Source organism: Micromonospora sp. LZ34, from assembly GCF_052981855.1.
The window spans coordinates 18,931-33,237 of sequence record NZ_JBRIQN010000002.1 but is presented as its reverse complement, the minus strand read 5'-3'; the positions used below and the strand labels follow the sequence as shown (position 1 = coordinate 33,237).

Genomic DNA, 14,307 nt, shown 5'->3' with positions numbered 1-14,307 from the left:
TCGCCGGACGGGCTCCGAGATCTCCCCTCCATCCGAAGGAGACACCCCGTGTCCGCAACACCACTGCTGGAGCTACGCGGGATCGACAAGAGCTTCGGTCCCGTCCAGGTCCTGCGTGATGTCGCCTTCGCCGCCCACCCGGGCGAGGTGACCGCGCTGGTCGGCGACAACGGCGCCGGCAAGTCGACCCTGGTCAAGTGCATCAGCGGCATCTACCCGACCGACGCCGGCGAGTTCCTCTTCGACGGCCGGCCGGTGACCATCAACAGTCCCCGGGACGCCGCCGCGCTCGGCATCGAGGTCGTCTACCAGGACCTCGCGCTCTGCGACAACCTCGACATCGTGCAGAACATGTTCCTCGGCCGGGAGAAGCGCAGCGGTCTCGTCCTGGACGAGCCGACCATGGAGCAGATGGCCGCGGAGACGCTGGCCGGCCTCTCCGTACGCACCGTGAAGTCGTTGCGGCAGCACGTCTCCAGCCTCTCCGGTGGCCAGCGCCAGACGGTCGCCATCGCCAAGGCGGTGCTCTGGAACAGCAAGCTGGTCATCCTCGACGAGCCGACCGCCGCGCTCGGCGTGGCGCAGACCGCGCAGGTGCTCGAACTGGTCCGCCGGCTGGCGGACAACGGCCTGGCGGTCGTGCTCATCTCGCACAACATGAACGACGTCTTCGCCGTCTCCGACCGGATCGCCGCGCTCTACCTCGGCCAGATGGTCGCCCAGGTGAAGACCACCGACATCACCCACTCGCAGGTGGTGGAGCTGATCACCGCCGGCCGCTCCGGCGGGCTCGGCCTCCCCGCCGACGCGGCCAGCAACGGCCACGGCGCGGAGCCGGCCGGGACCACCACAGGAGGCGTCCAGTGAGCACCACCGTCGTGCAGAAGGAAGGGCCGGCCGCCGTCACACCGACGCCCACCCTCGGCAGCCACGCGCGCAACTACGTCAGCCGGGTACGCGGCGGCGACATCGGCGCGCTGCCGGCCGTACTCGGCCTGATCGTGCTCTGCACGGTCTTCTCGGTCATGCGGCCGTCGTTCCTCACCGCAGGCAACTTCGCCAACCTGTTCACCCAGGGCGCGGCGGTCACCCTGATCGCCATGGGCCTGGTCTTCGTCCTGCTGCTCGGCGAGATCGACCTTTCCGCCGGCTTCGCCAGCGGGGTCTGCGCCGCGGTGCTCGCCAACGTGGTCACCGTGCTCGGCTACCCCTGGTACGTCGCGGTGGTCGCAGCCCTCGTCACCGGCGTGGTGATCGGGACCACGCTCGGCTTCCTGGTCGCCAAGATCGGGATCCCGTCCTTCGTGGTGACCCTCGCCGGGTTCCTCGCCTTCCAGGGCGTCGTGCTGATGCTCATGAAGGAGGGCACGAACATCTCGGTGCGGGACGACGTGCTGGTGGCGATCGCCAACCGCAACCTGCCCCCCATCCTCGGTTGGTCGCTGACCGCCCTGGCGGTCGCCGGCTACGCGGCCGTGCAGCTGCTGCGGCACCGCAACCGGGCCGCCCGCGGGCTGGTCACCGACCCGCTCGCCGTGGTGTTCGCCCGGATCGCCGGCCTGACGGTGATCCTCGGCGTCGCGGTCTACGTGCTCAACCTGGAGCGCAGCCGCAACGTGCTGGTCGTCTCGCTCAAGGGCGTGCCGATCGTGGTGCCGATCATCGCCGTGCTGCTGGTCCTCTGGACCTTCGTCCTCCAGCGCACCAGCTACGGCCGGCACGTCTACGCGGTCGGCGGCAACAAGGAGGCGGCTCGCCGCGCCGGCATCAACGTCGACCGGATCCGCATCTCGGTCTTCATGATCTGCTCCTCGATGGCGGCCATCGGCGGCATCGTGGCGGCCAGCCGGGCCAACTCGGTCGACCCGAACACCGGCGGCAGTAACGTGCTGCTCTACGCCGTCGGCGCGGCCGTGATCGGCGGCACCAGCCTCTTCGGCGGCAAGGGCCGGGTGCTCGACGCGGTGCTCGGTGGCGCGGTGGTCGCGGTGATCGACAACGGCATGGGTCTGATGGGCTACAGCTCGGGCGTGAAGTACGTGGTCACCGGCGTGGTGCTGCTGCTCGCCGCGAGCGTGGACGCCTTCTCCCGCCGCCGTTCCGCGGCGACCGGCACGCGCTGACCCCCGCGGTAGCGACGTGGCGACCGTGATGCGCGCAGGGCCGAGCCAGGACGAGATCCGCCGGCAGAACCTCGGCGCGCTGCTGCGCTACGTGCACGTCCACGGGGCGACCACCCGCGCGGAACTGACCACCGCGCTGGGGTTGAACCGCAGCACCATCGGCGCGCTGACCGCCGACCTGGCCGGCGCCGGGCTAGTCAGCGAGGGGACGCCGAAGGAGACCGGCCGGGCCGGACGACCGTCGCTGGTCGTCCGGCCCGAGTCGGGGCGGGTCTACGCGTTCGCGTACAGCATCGAGGTGGACCGGCTGCGGGCCGCGCGGGTCGGCCTGGGCGGCGCGGTGCTCGACCGCCGGGAGCTGGACCGGCCCCGCGGCCTGACCGCCGCGGAGGCCGCGCCGCTGCTCGCCGGGGCGGTCAAGGAGATGCAGCACGGGGTGCCGGGCGGGTCGCTCTGCGTCGGCGCGGGGGTCGCGGTCTGCGGCATGGTGCGCCGCGACGACGGCCTGGTCCGGCTGGGGCCGACCACCGGCTGGGTGGACGAGCCGATCGGCGCGGCGCTCCGCGCGGAACTCGGCTGCGAGGTGGCGGTCACCGTGGGGAACGTCGCCGACGTGGCGGCGTTCGCCGAGCACGCCCGGGGCGCGGCGGCCGGCTGCGACAACGTCATCTACCTCTACGGCGACGTCGGCGTGGGCGCCGGCATCATCGCCGGCGGCCGGCGGCTGACCGGACACGGCGGGTACGGCGGCGAGGTCGGCCACATGAAGGTGGTCCGCGACGGCGAGCGCTGCGAGTGCGGCTCCCGCGGCTGCTGGGAGACCGAGATCGGTGAGCACGGGCTGCTGCGCCGCGCCGGCCGTTCCGACGCCCGCGGCCGGGAGGCGCTGCTGGCCGTCTTCGACGCCGCCGACCGGGGCGACGCGCGGGCCCAGACGGCGGTCCGCCAGGCCGGCGACTGGCTCGGCTTCGGGGTGGCGAACCTGGTCAACATCTTCAACCCGGAGATGGTCATCTTCGGCGGCACCATGCGCGACCTCTACCTCGCCGCGGCGGCCCAGGTCCGCAGCCGGCTCAACTCCAACGCCCTCGCCGCCTGCCTGGAACACGTCCGGCTGCGCACCCCGAAGCTGGGCGAGGACGCCGCGCTGGTCGGCGCCGCCGAACTGGCCTTCGAGCGGCTGCTCGCCGACCCGCTCGACGCCGGCTGACCGGTGGCACCGCCGGCGGCGCCCACTCGGCTGTCCGGCGGACCCGCCGGTGCGGCGTTCCTGCGTAGCCTGTCCCCCGTGGACGTTCAGCTGCGCGCCTCCGACGACGACCGGCACCGAGTGGTCGCCGAGCTGCAACGGCACACCGCGGCCGGTCGGCTCACCCTCGACGAGTTCGCCGAGCGGGCCGGCGCCGTCTGGGCCGCCCGTACGCTCGGCGACCTCGCCGTGGTGACCCGGGACCTGCCCGCTCCGGCCGGCCCGGCGGCCACCGAGCGGTCCGGCGACCACGGCCGGCGGGAACTGCTGGTGCTCTTCGCCGCCGCCGCGCTCACCCTGCTGCTGCTCGGCCTGGTGCTCGCCATCGCCCGCTGACGGGCCGCGAGCTGGCGGGCCCCGCGGGCCGGCGGACCGGATGAACTGATCGGGCGGTCAGCCCGTACCAGTGGGCGGACGGGCGGCCGACGGCATGCGGGCGCCCGGCAGACGCGTTCGGCCCGCACCGAGGAGGCAGCACAGACATGGCAGCGCTCAGATCCGCCCGTCGCCGGCAGGGGCACCGGACCCGTCGCGTGGCGGTGCTGCTCGTCACGATCGCCGCCGGGCTCGGCGTGCTACCCGGCCTGGCCGTCGCCGCGCCCGCCGGGCAGCAGCTCAACGCCGCCGACGCCGCCCTGCTCAACGGGGTCCGGCTGGCAGGGCTCTGGGAGATGCCGGCCGGGCAGATGGCCGCCGAGAAGGGCCAGTCGGCCAAGGTCCGGGAGATCGGGGCGGGCATCGCCACCGAGCACGAGGAGTTGGACCGGCTGACCGTCGAGGCGGCCAACAAGCTGGGCGCGACCATCCCGACCGACCCGACGGACGAACAGAAGGGCTGGTTGAAGGAGATGCAGAACGCCACCGGCGCCCGCTTCGACCAGATCTTCGTCACCCGACTGCGGGTGGCGCACGGCAAGATCTTCCCGGTGATCGGGGCGGTCCGGGCCAGCACCCGCGACCCCATCGTGCGCAAGCTCGCCGAGGACGCCAACAAGTTCGTCCTGCACCACATGCAGATGCTCGAGAGCACCGGGCTGGTCCGCTGGCCGGAACTCCCGCCGGCCGCGCTGCCCGCCCCCGGCAACGACGGGCTGCTCGCCGCGGCCTCGGCGAACACCGGCCCGCAGATGGGCGTCAGCAGCACCGTGGTCTGGCTGGTCTTCCTCGCCGCGCTGGGCACCGGCGGGATCGCCACCTACCGGATGCTCCGCCGCACCTGACCCCCGGCGCGCCGCTACTCGTTCTGGGCCGGTCCGAGCAGGCGGATCTCCTCGATGTCCAGCACGGCCTGCACCTCGCGCAGCACGATGTCGTCGATCTGGTTCGTGTCGCGCAGCCGGGTGACCTCGCGGCGCTTGTGCTCGAGGACGGCGAGGCGCAGCTGCCGGTCGAGCTCCTTGGCCTGCTCCGGCGCCTCGCCCCGCTCCTCGGCGATGACCGCGTCCAGGTGCTGCTCGTACTCACCGCGGAGCCGGTCGACGACCTCCCGCTCGATGCCGAGCCGGGACGCCACCTCGGGCAGCGCCGCCAGCCCGACCTCGGTGGCCCGCCGCCGGGCCAGCCGCACCTCGTCCGCGCGTTGGACGTCGCCGACCAGGCCCGCCCAGCGGACCACGGCCGGCAGCGTGGTGCCCTGGATCAGCATGATCAGCACGATGACCACCACCGTGGTGAAGATGATCAGGTCGCGCTCGTGCACGGGCGTGCCGGCGGCGGTGGCCACCGGAACCGCGAGGGCGGCCGCGAGGGAGACGGCCCCTCGGAAGCCCGACCACCCGGCCGCGGTCGCCACCCGCCACGGCAACTCCACGGACCGCTGGGAATGACGACGGTCGATCACCCGGATGAGGAACGTGGTCACGTGGACGTAGAGCAGCCGGGTCGCGATGACGACGCCGGTCACCCCCACCGCGATGGTCAGCGCCTGCGCGGCGGAGGTGCTGGTGAGGCTGCGCAGGGCCCGCGGGACCTGCATCCCGAGCAGGATGAAGAGACTGCCGTTGATCAGGAACGTGGTCAGGTCCCAGAAGTCGAACGCCATGATCCGGGAGCGCGCCCGGATGATGCGAGGGCTCGCGTAGGCGAGCATCAGACCGGCGACCACCACCGCCAGCACGCCGCTGGCGTGGATCAGCTCGGCTAGGAAGAAGGCGGTGAACGGGGTGAGCACGCTCAGCCCGCCCTCGCGCAGCGGGTCGTCGAGCCGCTTGCGCAGCAGGATGACCAGCAGACCGACCGCGATGCCGGCGGCGACGCCGCCGACCGCCGCGACGACGAACCGCTCGGTCAGGGCGAACAGGCTGGGCTCGGTACCACCGGTGATCAGGCCCACCGCGACCGCGAAGAGCACCAGCGCGGTGCCGTCGTTGATCAGGCTCTCCGCGTGCAGGGTGGTCAGGATCCGGCGCGGCATCCGCTTGGCCAGTCCGGAGACGGCCGCCGCGTCGGTCGGCGCGAGCACCGCGCCGAGCACCCAGGCCGCGGCCGGGTTGACGCCGAACCGCTCCACGAAGATCGTCACCGCCACCATGGTCACGATCACCAGCCCCACCGCGAGCGCCGCGATCACCAGCAAATTGGCCCGGATCTCGCGGAGGCTGGTGGTGATGCTCTCCCGGTAGAGGATCGCCGGCAGGAAGAGCAGCAGCACCACCTCGGGGTCGAGCGTCACATGGGACAGCGGTGGCACGAGCGCGAGCAGGGCGCCCATCGTGATCAGCAGGACCGGGGGCGCCACGCTGTACCGGCCGCCGAGGGTGGTGCCGACCAGCACGGTGGTGCCCAGCACCACGATCAGTACCAGCGCCTCCACGCCCCACCCCCGCCACACATGGTGGTACGCCGGACCGGCGGCGCACCGCCGTTCGTCCGAATTGCCGGGGCCGGGTCAGGGCCCGATCAGGGGCGGTCGCCGTGCCAGGAGCGCCAGAGGGCGGCGTACGGGCCGCCGGCCGCGACCAGCTCGTCGTGCGGGCCGAGTTCGGTGATCCGGCCGTCCTCGACCACCGCCACCCGGTCCGCGTCGTGCGCCGAGAAGAGCCGGTGCGCGATGGCGATCACCGTCCGGCCGGCCAGCACCGCGGCCAGCGAACGCTCCAGGTGCCGGGCGGCCCGCGGGTCGATCAGCGAGGTGGCCTCGTCGAGCACCAGGGTGTGCGGGTCTGCCAGCACCAGCCGGGCCAACGCCAGTTGCTGCGCCTGCGCCGGCGACAGCGGGTGCCCGCCCGAGCCGACCACGGTGTCCAGCCCGTCCGGCAGCGCCCGCGCCCAGTCCAGCGCGTCGACGGCGGCCAGCGCCGACTCCACGGCCGCCTCGTCGGCGCCCGGCCGGACCATCGCCACGTTCTCCCGGAGCGTGCCGATGAAGACGTGGTGCTCCTGGGTGACCAGCGCGACGTGCGAGCGCAGCTCGTCCAGCGGCAGCTCGTCCAGCCGCCGGCCGCCCACGGTGACCGAGCCGGAGCGGGGCGCGTGCACCCCGGCGAGCAGCCGGCCCAGGGTGGACTTGCCGGCGCCCGACGGGCCGACCATGGCCAGCTTCTCGCCCGGCTCCGGCACCAGGGTCACCCCGTGCAGCACGTCCCGGCCGGGGCGGTAGGCGTACCGGACGTCGTGGGCGGCGAGCCGCCGGTCCGCGGCCGGCTCCGCACCGCCGGCCTGGGTGGCGGGGGCGGCCGGGGCGGTGCCGGCCGGGTCGCCGGCCACGCCGAGCAGCCGGGCCATCGACGCCCCGCCGACCTGGAACTCGTCCAGCCAGGAGAGCAGCCGGTCGACCGGGTCCACGAGCTGCTGCACGTAGAGGGTGGCGGCGGTGACCTGACCGAGGCTGACCCAGCCCTCCAGGTAGAACCAGCCGCCGATGAGCAGGGTGGCGGCCACCGGCACCACGTACCCGATCTCGGCGACCGGGAAGAAGATCGTCCGCAGCCAGAGGGTGTACCGCTCGGCCGCGTACGACCGGCGGATGTCGGCGTCGATGCGGGCCCGGCGGCGCGCCTGCTGCCGCAGCGCCTCGGTGGTCCGCGACCCCTCGACGGTCTCGCTGATCCCGTCGGTGATGTCCGAGTAGGCGGCGTTCTCCCGCAGGTAGCCGTCGGGCGCCCGGCGCAGGTACCAGCGGGTGCCGGCCCAGAGCACCGGCACGGCGATCAGGCAGGGCAGCGCGAGCAGCGGGCCGACCAGCAGCAGCGCGCCGATGATGAAGCCGGCGGTGACGACCGCGATGAGCGTCTCCGGCACCGCGAACCGGACCGTGCGGGACAGCGCCGACACGTCCCGGGAGGTACGGGTGAGCAGGTCGCCGGTGCCCGCCCGCTCGACGGTGGCCAGCGGCAGGGCCAGCAGCCGGTCGACGAACTCCTCGCGCAGCTCGGCCAGCACCCGCTCGCCGAGCCGGGCCGAGGCCAGGTGGGCGAAGCGCATCAGCACCGACTGCGCCACCACGAACCCGGCGATGAGCAGCGCGATCCGGTCCACCGTGGTGCCGGTGGTCCCCCGGGAGATCCCCTCCACCAGGTCGCCGAGCAGCCGCGGCGCGACCAGGCCGGCCGCGGCGGCCAACGCGTGCAGGGCCAGCGCCGCGGCGAGCGCGCGCGGGTGCCGGCGGACCAGGCTGCGCGCGTACCGGCGGACCTGCCCGGCGTCGGCGACCGGCAGTGCGGTGCCCATCAGTCCTCCTCCCGGCTCACCGTGGCGCGGTAGCGCGGTTCGCTGTCGAGCAGGTCGGCGTGCGTCCCCTCGGCCACCGCCTTCCCGTCCTCCAGGAAGATCACGTGATCGGCCCGGCCGAGCACCAGCGGGCTGGTGGTGCAGACCAGGGTGGTGCGGCCGGCGCGGGCGATGGCCAGCCGGTCGGCGATCCGCGCCTCGGTGTGCGCGTCGACCGCGCTGGTCGGCTCCACCAGCAGCAGGGTCTCCGGGTCGGCGACCAGCGCCCGGGCCAATCGCAGCCGCTGCTGCTGGCCGCCGGAGAACTCCCGGCCCCGCTCGGCGACCGCGCTGTCCAGCCCGTCGGGCAGCGCCTCGACGATGTCCGTCGCGCTCGCCGCGGCCAGCGCCGCCGCGATCGTCTCGTCGTCGGCCGTGTCGTGCGGGTCCAGCTCCGCCCGGAGCGCGCCGGTGAACAGGTGCGCGTCGTTGTCGGCCACCATGATCCGCTCGCGCACCGTGGCCAGCGGCAGGTCCCGCAGTGGTACGCCGTGCAGGGTGGCCTCCCCGTCGGCGTACCGGCCGAGCCGGTCCACGATCGCCGCCGCCTCCTCGGGCGCGGTCGCGGCGAGCGCGGTGAACCGGCCGGGGAGCAGGGTCACCCCGGACTCGACGTCCACCAGCTCACCGGGGCCGTCCGGCAGCCGGGCCGGACGCGCCGGCTCGACCAGTTCCGGGGTGAGCCGGAGCAGCCGCACCACCCGCCGGGCGGCCACGTGCCCCCGGGTCAGCTTGTCCACCGTCTCGGTGAGCTGCCGCAGCGGGCTGACCAGGAACGCGGTGTAGCCGTAGAAGGCGACCAGTTGCCCGGCGCTGATCTCGCCGCGCAGCGCGAACCGGGCGCCGAGCCAGGTGACCAGCACCAGGAAGGCGCCGGGAAGCAGCACCTGCGCCGCCTCCAGCAGCGACTCGACCCGGGCCACCCGTACGCCGTCGGCGCGCAGCGCCTGCGACTGCGCCCGGTAGCGGGCCGACAGCACCGGTTCGCCGCCGACGCCGCGCAGCACCCGCAGCCCGGAGACGATGTCACCGGCCCGGGTGGTCAGCGCCCCCTCGGAGTCCCGGTACGCCTGCTGCTGCCGGTGCAGCGGCCGGATGAGCAGCCCGACCACCGCCATCAGCAGCGGTACGCCGAGCACCACGACCAATCCGAGCGGCACCGAGGCGCCCAGCAGGATCACCGCGACGGTGACGATGGCGACCACGGCGCCGGTGCCCCGGGCGGTGATGTCGACCGCATGGCCGATGTGGCTGATGTCGGCGGTGCCGATGCTCACCACCTCGCCGGCGGCCACCCGCCGGGGCAGGGCGGCGCCAAGCCGGTTGGCCGTCTCCACGGTGACCTGCACCGTCCGGTACGCGGCGGCGAGCCAGTTGTGGACCGCGCACCGGTGCCGCAGGATCCCGGCGACCGCCTGGAGCACGCCCAGGCCGAGCAGCACCAGCCCCCAGGTGACCAGGGCGCCCTCGTCGCGGCGGGTGAGCCCGTCCACGGCCCGGCCGACGGCGGCGGGCATCAGCGCCTGGGCCACCATCCAGAGCACGCCGAGGGCGATGCCGGCGCTGAACACGGCCTTGTGCCGCAGCGCCAGCCACAGCAGGTAGCGGGTCGCCGACCGCGAATCGGGTACGCCGGGATCGCCGGCCGGTAAGGAGCGCATAGCCCCTCGACGCTAGACGTCCGGCCGTCCGTCAGGCGAACCAATTACCGACCGACGGTCAGCGGTCGACCTGCGTGAAGTCCCACGCGTGCGGCGGCCGGGCGAGCAGCGTCGGGGGCGGATCCGGCAGCGCCCGCGGGTTGCTGCGCCACTTGGAGATGACCACCACCCGGTGGTCGGTGGAGGAGAACACCTCGCTGGACAGGTGCAGCGGGTCGTGCTCGAACTCCGGCAGCGCGGTGTCACAGACCCAGGTGATCAGGTCGGCGAGCCCGTACGGCTCCGCGCGCGCCTCCCACATCCGGACGATCACGTCGACCCCCGTCACACGCTGACCGTGGTCAGCGGCATGGCCGAGTCGGCGGGCAGGTCGAGCCGGCTCGGCGCGACTCCGGCCGCGACCAGGTGCGAGCCGAGCGCGGCGACCATCGCCCCGTTGTCGGTGCAGAGCTTCGGCCGGGGCGCGCGGACCCTAATGCCGTGCTTGGCGGCGCGGTGCTCGGCCATCGCCCGCAGCCGCGAGTTGGCCGCCACGCCGCCGCCGATCACCAGGGTGTCGATGCCGTTCGCCCGGCAGGCGTCGATCGCCTTGCCGGTGAGCACGTCGCAGACCGCCTCCTGGAAGGACGCGGCGACGTCGGCCACCGGCACCGGCTCGCCGGCCCGCTGCCGCGCCTCCACCCAGCGGGCCACCGCGGTCTTCAGGCCGGAGAAGGAGAAGTCGTAGCGGTGGGCGGCGAGGTCCTTGGCGGCGGTGAGGCCACGCGGGAAGGCGATCGCCGCCGGGTCGCCGGCGCGCGCCTCCCGGTCGATCGGCGGGCCGCCGGGGAACGGCAGCCCGAGCAGCCGGGCGACCTTGTCGAACGCCTCACCGGCGGCGTCGTCGATGGTGGCGCCGAGCGGGGTGACGCCGCGGGCCAGGTCGTCGACCCGGAGCAGGGACGAGTGGCCGCCGGAGACCAGCAGGGCGATCGCCGGCTCGGGCAGCGGGCCGTGCTCCAGGGTGTCCACCGCCACGTGCGCGGCGAGGTGGTTGACGCCGTAGACCGGCTTCTCGGCGGCGAGCGCGTACCCCTTGGCCGCGGCCACACCGACCAGCAGGGCGCCGGCCAGGCCCGGGCCGGAGGTCACCGCGATGGCGTCGATGTCGGCGAGGGTGACCCCCGCCTCGGCCAGCGCCCGGTCCATGGTCGGCACGATGGCCTCCAGGTGGGCGCGGCTGGCCACCTCGGGCACCACGCCGCCGAACCGGGCGTGCTGCTCGACGCTGGAGGCGAGCGCGTCGGCGAGCAGCGTGTGTCCGCGCACGATGCCGACGCCGGTCTCGTCGCAGGAGGTCTCGATGCCGAGGATCAGTGGTTCGTCAGCCACGGTTCGTCCCGTCTCCGGTCTCCGCCGCGACGCGCTGCATGACCAGCGCGTCGGTGTTGCTCGGTTGGTAGTAGCCGCGCCGTACGCCGATCGGCTCGAAGCCGTACGCGGCGTAGAGCTTCTGGGCCGGGGCGTTGTCCGCCGCGACCTCCAGCAGGGTGCTGCGGGCGCCGAGCCGGGCGGCCTCGGCGAGCAGCGCCTCCAGCAGCGCCCGACCGATGCCGCGCCGCTGGGCGTCCCGGCGGACGGCGACGTTCTGCACCCAGGCCTCGTCCGGCGGGACGACGGTGAGCCCGGCGTAGCCGAGCAGGCTGCCGTCGTCGTCGCGGGCCACCCGGTAGAAGTGCCCGTTGGCCAACTCGTTCCAGAACATCGCCGCGGACCACTGCTCGGCCCCGAACAGGTCCGCCTCGATCGGCAGCACCTCGTCGATGTGCCACCAGCGGAACGGCTCCAGACGCACCGGGCTCACGGCAGGACCGGCTTGCGCGCGGTCGCCGCCACGGCGTCCGGGCGGCGCAGATAGAGCGGGGTGAGCCGCTCGCCGGGCGCACCGGCCCGGATCCGCTCGGCGGCCAGGGCGGCCAGCGACCCGGGGTCCGGGTAGCGCGGCTCCGCCCGGACCGGCAGGCCGAGCGCGTCGGCGTACCGGTGGGCGCCGTCGCCGACGGCCAGGGTGACCGCCAGGCCGCGGGCCCGCTCGGCGGCGACCGCCGGCGCGGAGACCTCCGGCCCGGCGATCCGCTGGCCGGCGCCGTCGTAGACCGCCCAGTAGATCTCCTTGCGCCGCGCGTCGCTGGCGGCCAGCACCGGCTCGCCGGCGGCCGTCGGGTGGCCGATAGCGTCCAGCGAGCAGACGCCGTACGTAGGGATGCCGAGCACCTGGCCCATCGTGGCGGCGGTGACCAGCCCCACCCGCAGCCCGGTGAACGGGCCCGGGCCGAGCCCGGCGACGATCGCCGCCAGGTCGCCGGGACGGGCGTCGGCATCGGCGAGGACCGCGTCGACCTGCGGGGCGAGCAGTTCGCCGTGCGCGCGGGCGTCGACCGTGCACCGCTGTGCGCGGAGCGCGACGCCACCGGCCGAGACCTCCACCAGGGCCGCGGTCACCGCAGGGGTGGAGCTGTCCACCACGAGTACGAGCACGGTATGCCAGCCTAGCCGCCCACCCGTCACCCCCGGTCACGCCCCGCCCCCAGTGGCCTCGGCTGTCGCACGCGCTCGGCCCCCGCGTCGCCGGGCCACCTCTGCCGGAGCGCCACGACCTCCGGGTGGCGTGGCCGGCACGGCTCCGCCGCCGCTCGATGCGGGCCCGGCGTGGGCGGACCGGCGGCGTTGCCGGCACAGCTTCGCCTCCATCCGACGCGGGCCCGGCATGGCCGGACCAGCGGCGTTGCCGGCGCGGCTCCGCCTCCGCCCGACGCGGGCCCGGCATGGCCGGACCAGCGGCGTGGCCGCCCGCGACGCCGGAGGCCGCACAGCACGTAGGAGGCCGCACAGCACGTAGGAGGCCGCACAGCACGTAGGAGGTCGCAGCCGGACCGGCCGCACGTGGCCGCACGCGACGCAGGGGGCTGCACAGCCGCATGGCCTCGTGTCGCCAGAGACCGGCATGCTGCCCCGCGAGGGCGATACCTCAGAGTCATCAAAATGACTCTGAGGTATCGCCCTCGTTTTCGAATGGTCGATCATGCCGGGATGTCCTCCCGCCTCGTCACTCTCCTCGGCAGCACGGTCCGGCGACAACGCGAGTCGCGTGAGCTCAGCCAGCGGCAGCTGGCTGAGTTGGCCGGGGTCAGCCAGGCCGCGGTCGCCCGCATCGAGCGCGGCGACCGCTCGCCGAGCGTGCCGGTGCTGGAGCGGCTGCTCGCCGCGATGGACCTCCAGTTGGCGGTCACGGTGGAGCCGCTCGACGCGCAGTTGGACGCCCGGATGGCCGAACTGGCCGCCCGGCCGCTGGCCGACCGGATCGACGACCTGGGGCTGGACCGGATCCTGGAGCGGCTCGGCGACCTGCCGTACGTGCTCACGGGAAGCACCGCCGCGCTGCTCCAGGGGGCGCCGGTGCCGGTCGACGCGCCGGAGATCGCGGTCCGCTGGCGCGACTCGGCCCGGTTCGCCGCCTGGTTGGAGGCCGCCTACGGGCAGCGGTGGAACGCCCGGTGGGGCGAGTTCGGCGGGGTGCGGCCGGAGCCCGAGGAGCCCGGCGAGCACCGGTGGCAGACCCGGTACGGCGAGCTGCGGGCCGTGATGTGCGACGAGCTGCCGGAGCCGGTCGAGGTGCGGCACGGCGACCGTGGCTACCGGGTGGTGCCGCTGGTCGAGCTGGAGCTGACCGACCCGCACGCCGCCGGGCTGCTGCGCCGCTACCGGAGCCGGGCGCGCGCCGTCCCGGCGGACCGGCCGGTTGACGGCAGGTCCGCCGGGGGTGGCGGGACGGGTGGCTCCGGGGGTCAGCCGGCCGAGCGTTCCCAGTCGATGGTGGGCAGGCCGGCGTCGGCCAGCGCCTTGTTGGCCGCGCTGAACGGGCGGCTGCCGAGGAAGCCGCGCGGGTTCATCGGGCTGGGGTGGCCGGCCTCCAGCACGACGTGCCGCGGGTTGGTGACCAGGGCCGCCTTCTTGCGGGCGTAGCCGCCCCAGAGCAGGAAGACCACCCGGGTGTCCAGCGCGTCCAGGGCGCGGATGGTGGCGTCGGTGAACTCCTCCCAGCCGGAGTTCGCGTGCGAACCCGGCGCACCCTGCCGGACGGTCAGCACCGAGTTGAGAAGCAGCACGCCCTGCGCGGCCCAGCCGTCGAGGTTGCCGCTGCGCGGCTTGGGCACGCCTAGGTCCTCCCCCAGCTCCTTGAAGACGTTGCGCAGCGACGGCGGCACCGTCACCCCCTCGCGGACGCTGAAGCTCAGCCCGTGCGCCTGCCCGACCCGGTGGTAGGGGTCCTGCCCGAGGATCAGCACCCGGCAGTCACCGGGCGCGCAGAGCCGGTAGGCCGAGAAGAGGCCCTCGACCGGCGGGAAGACCGTCGCGGTGGCGTACTCCCGGGCGACGAAATCGGCCAGCGCGGCGGTGCGGGCCGGGTCGAGGTGCGGGGTGAGCACGGCACGCCAGTCCGCCGGCAGCAGCGCCAGCAGGTCGAGCGTGGGGGCGTCGTCGGGCATCGGCAACCTTTCGCCGGTCGGGTCGGTCGGCCGAACTCTAG

At 74.5% G+C, this 14,307-nt stretch carries 13 protein-coding genes and 1 pseudogene; 6 read left to right on the top strand and 8 right to left on the bottom strand.

The features are described from left to right. Window positions 1-48 precede the first annotated feature (48 nt). The 5 genes from ACVCAH_RS02475 (at window position 49) to ACVCAH_RS02455 (ending at window position 4,592) form a co-directional block, all read left to right on the top strand. Complete coding sequence (locus ACVCAH_RS02475) at window positions 49-867, top strand: ATP-binding cassette domain-containing protein (RefSeq protein WP_447134396.1); 819 nt, start codon at window positions 49-51, stop codon at window positions 865-867. Further along, on the top strand, window positions 864-2,123 hold the full coding sequence (locus tag ACVCAH_RS02470; protein WP_447134395.1) for a sugar ABC transporter permease: 1,260 nt from the start codon (window positions 864-866) through the stop codon (window positions 2,121-2,123). Before ACVCAH_RS02475 ends, ACVCAH_RS02470 begins: the two co-directional genes overlap by 4 nt. Window positions 2,124-2,151: 28 nt before the next feature. Next, the gene (locus ACVCAH_RS02465; protein ID WP_447134705.1) at window positions 2,152-3,333 is read left to right on the top strand and encodes an ROK family protein; all 1,182 of its coding nucleotides are present in this window, start codon (window positions 2,152-2,154) and stop codon (window positions 3,331-3,333) included. A gap of 78 nt (window positions 3,334-3,411) precedes the next feature. Then, entirely contained in the window at window positions 3,412-3,708 is a 297-nt protein-coding gene (locus ACVCAH_RS02460; protein WP_447134394.1) for a DUF1707 SHOCT-like domain-containing protein, read from the top strand. A 146-nt stretch (window positions 3,709-3,854) separates the two neighbouring features. Next, complete coding sequence (locus ACVCAH_RS02455; RefSeq protein WP_447134393.1) at window positions 3,855-4,592, top strand: DUF4142 domain-containing protein; 738 nt, start codon at window positions 3,855-3,857, stop codon at window positions 4,590-4,592. A 14-nt stretch (window positions 4,593-4,606) separates the two neighbouring features. Here the strand turns inward: ACVCAH_RS02455 and ACVCAH_RS02450 are convergent, their stop codons facing one another. From ACVCAH_RS02450 to tsaB, 7 genes are all read right to left on the bottom strand, one after another. Continuing rightward, a complete protein-coding gene (locus ACVCAH_RS02450; RefSeq protein ID WP_447134392.1) occupies window positions 4,607-6,184 on the bottom strand; it encodes a Na+/H+ antiporter in 1,578 nt (525 codons plus the stop codon). An 86-nt stretch (window positions 6,185-6,270) separates the two neighbouring features. Continuing rightward, window positions 6,271-8,040 carry an ABC transporter ATP-binding protein gene (locus ACVCAH_RS02445; RefSeq protein ID WP_447134391.1) on the bottom strand — a complete coding sequence of 590 codons (1,770 nt, stop codon included), beginning with the start codon at window positions 8,038-8,040 and terminating at the stop codon, window positions 6,271-6,273. Beyond that, window positions 8,040-9,740 carry an ABC transporter transmembrane domain-containing protein gene (locus ACVCAH_RS02440; RefSeq protein WP_447134390.1) on the bottom strand — a complete coding sequence of 567 codons (1,701 nt, stop codon included), beginning with the start codon at window positions 9,738-9,740 and terminating at the stop codon, window positions 8,040-8,042. Before ACVCAH_RS02440 ends, ACVCAH_RS02445 begins: the two co-directional genes overlap by 1 nt. Before the next feature lie 58 nt (window positions 9,741-9,798). Further along, window positions 9,799-10,053 carry a hypothetical protein gene (locus ACVCAH_RS02435; RefSeq protein WP_447134704.1) on the bottom strand — a complete coding sequence of 85 codons (255 nt, stop codon included), beginning with the start codon at window positions 10,051-10,053 and terminating at the stop codon, window positions 9,799-9,801. An 11-nt stretch (window positions 10,054-10,064) separates the two neighbouring features. Continuing rightward, complete coding sequence (gene tsaD / locus ACVCAH_RS02430; protein ID WP_447134389.1) at window positions 10,065-11,111, bottom strand: tRNA (adenosine(37)-N6)-threonylcarbamoyltransferase complex transferase subunit TsaD; 1,047 nt, start codon at window positions 11,109-11,111, stop codon at window positions 10,065-10,067. Then, window positions 11,104-11,583, bottom strand: a complete 480-nt coding sequence (rimI, locus tag ACVCAH_RS02425) for a ribosomal protein S18-alanine N-acetyltransferase (RefSeq protein WP_447134388.1) — start codon at window positions 11,581-11,583, stop codon at window positions 11,104-11,106. Before rimI ends, tsaD begins: the two co-directional genes overlap by 8 nt. Beyond that, complete coding sequence (tsaB, locus tag ACVCAH_RS02420) at window positions 11,580-12,257, bottom strand: tRNA (adenosine(37)-N6)-threonylcarbamoyltransferase complex dimerization subunit type 1 TsaB (RefSeq protein ID WP_447134387.1); 678 nt, start codon at window positions 12,255-12,257, stop codon at window positions 11,580-11,582. The genes rimI and tsaB overlap by 4 nt, the downstream gene beginning before the upstream one ends. A 504-nt stretch (window positions 12,258-12,761) precedes the next feature. Between tsaB and ACVCAH_RS02415 the strand changes: the two are divergent. Next, a pseudogene (locus ACVCAH_RS02415) lies at window positions 12,762-12,989 on the top strand (helix-turn-helix domain-containing protein); the annotation flags it as partial. A gap of 575 nt (window positions 12,990-13,564) precedes the next feature. On the opposite strand, the gene ung reads toward ACVCAH_RS02415, so the two are convergent. Further along, entirely contained in the window at window positions 13,565-14,266 is a 702-nt protein-coding gene (gene ung, locus ACVCAH_RS02410) for a uracil-DNA glycosylase (protein WP_447134386.1), read from the bottom strand. Between the last annotated feature and the right edge of the window lie 41 nt (window positions 14,267-14,307).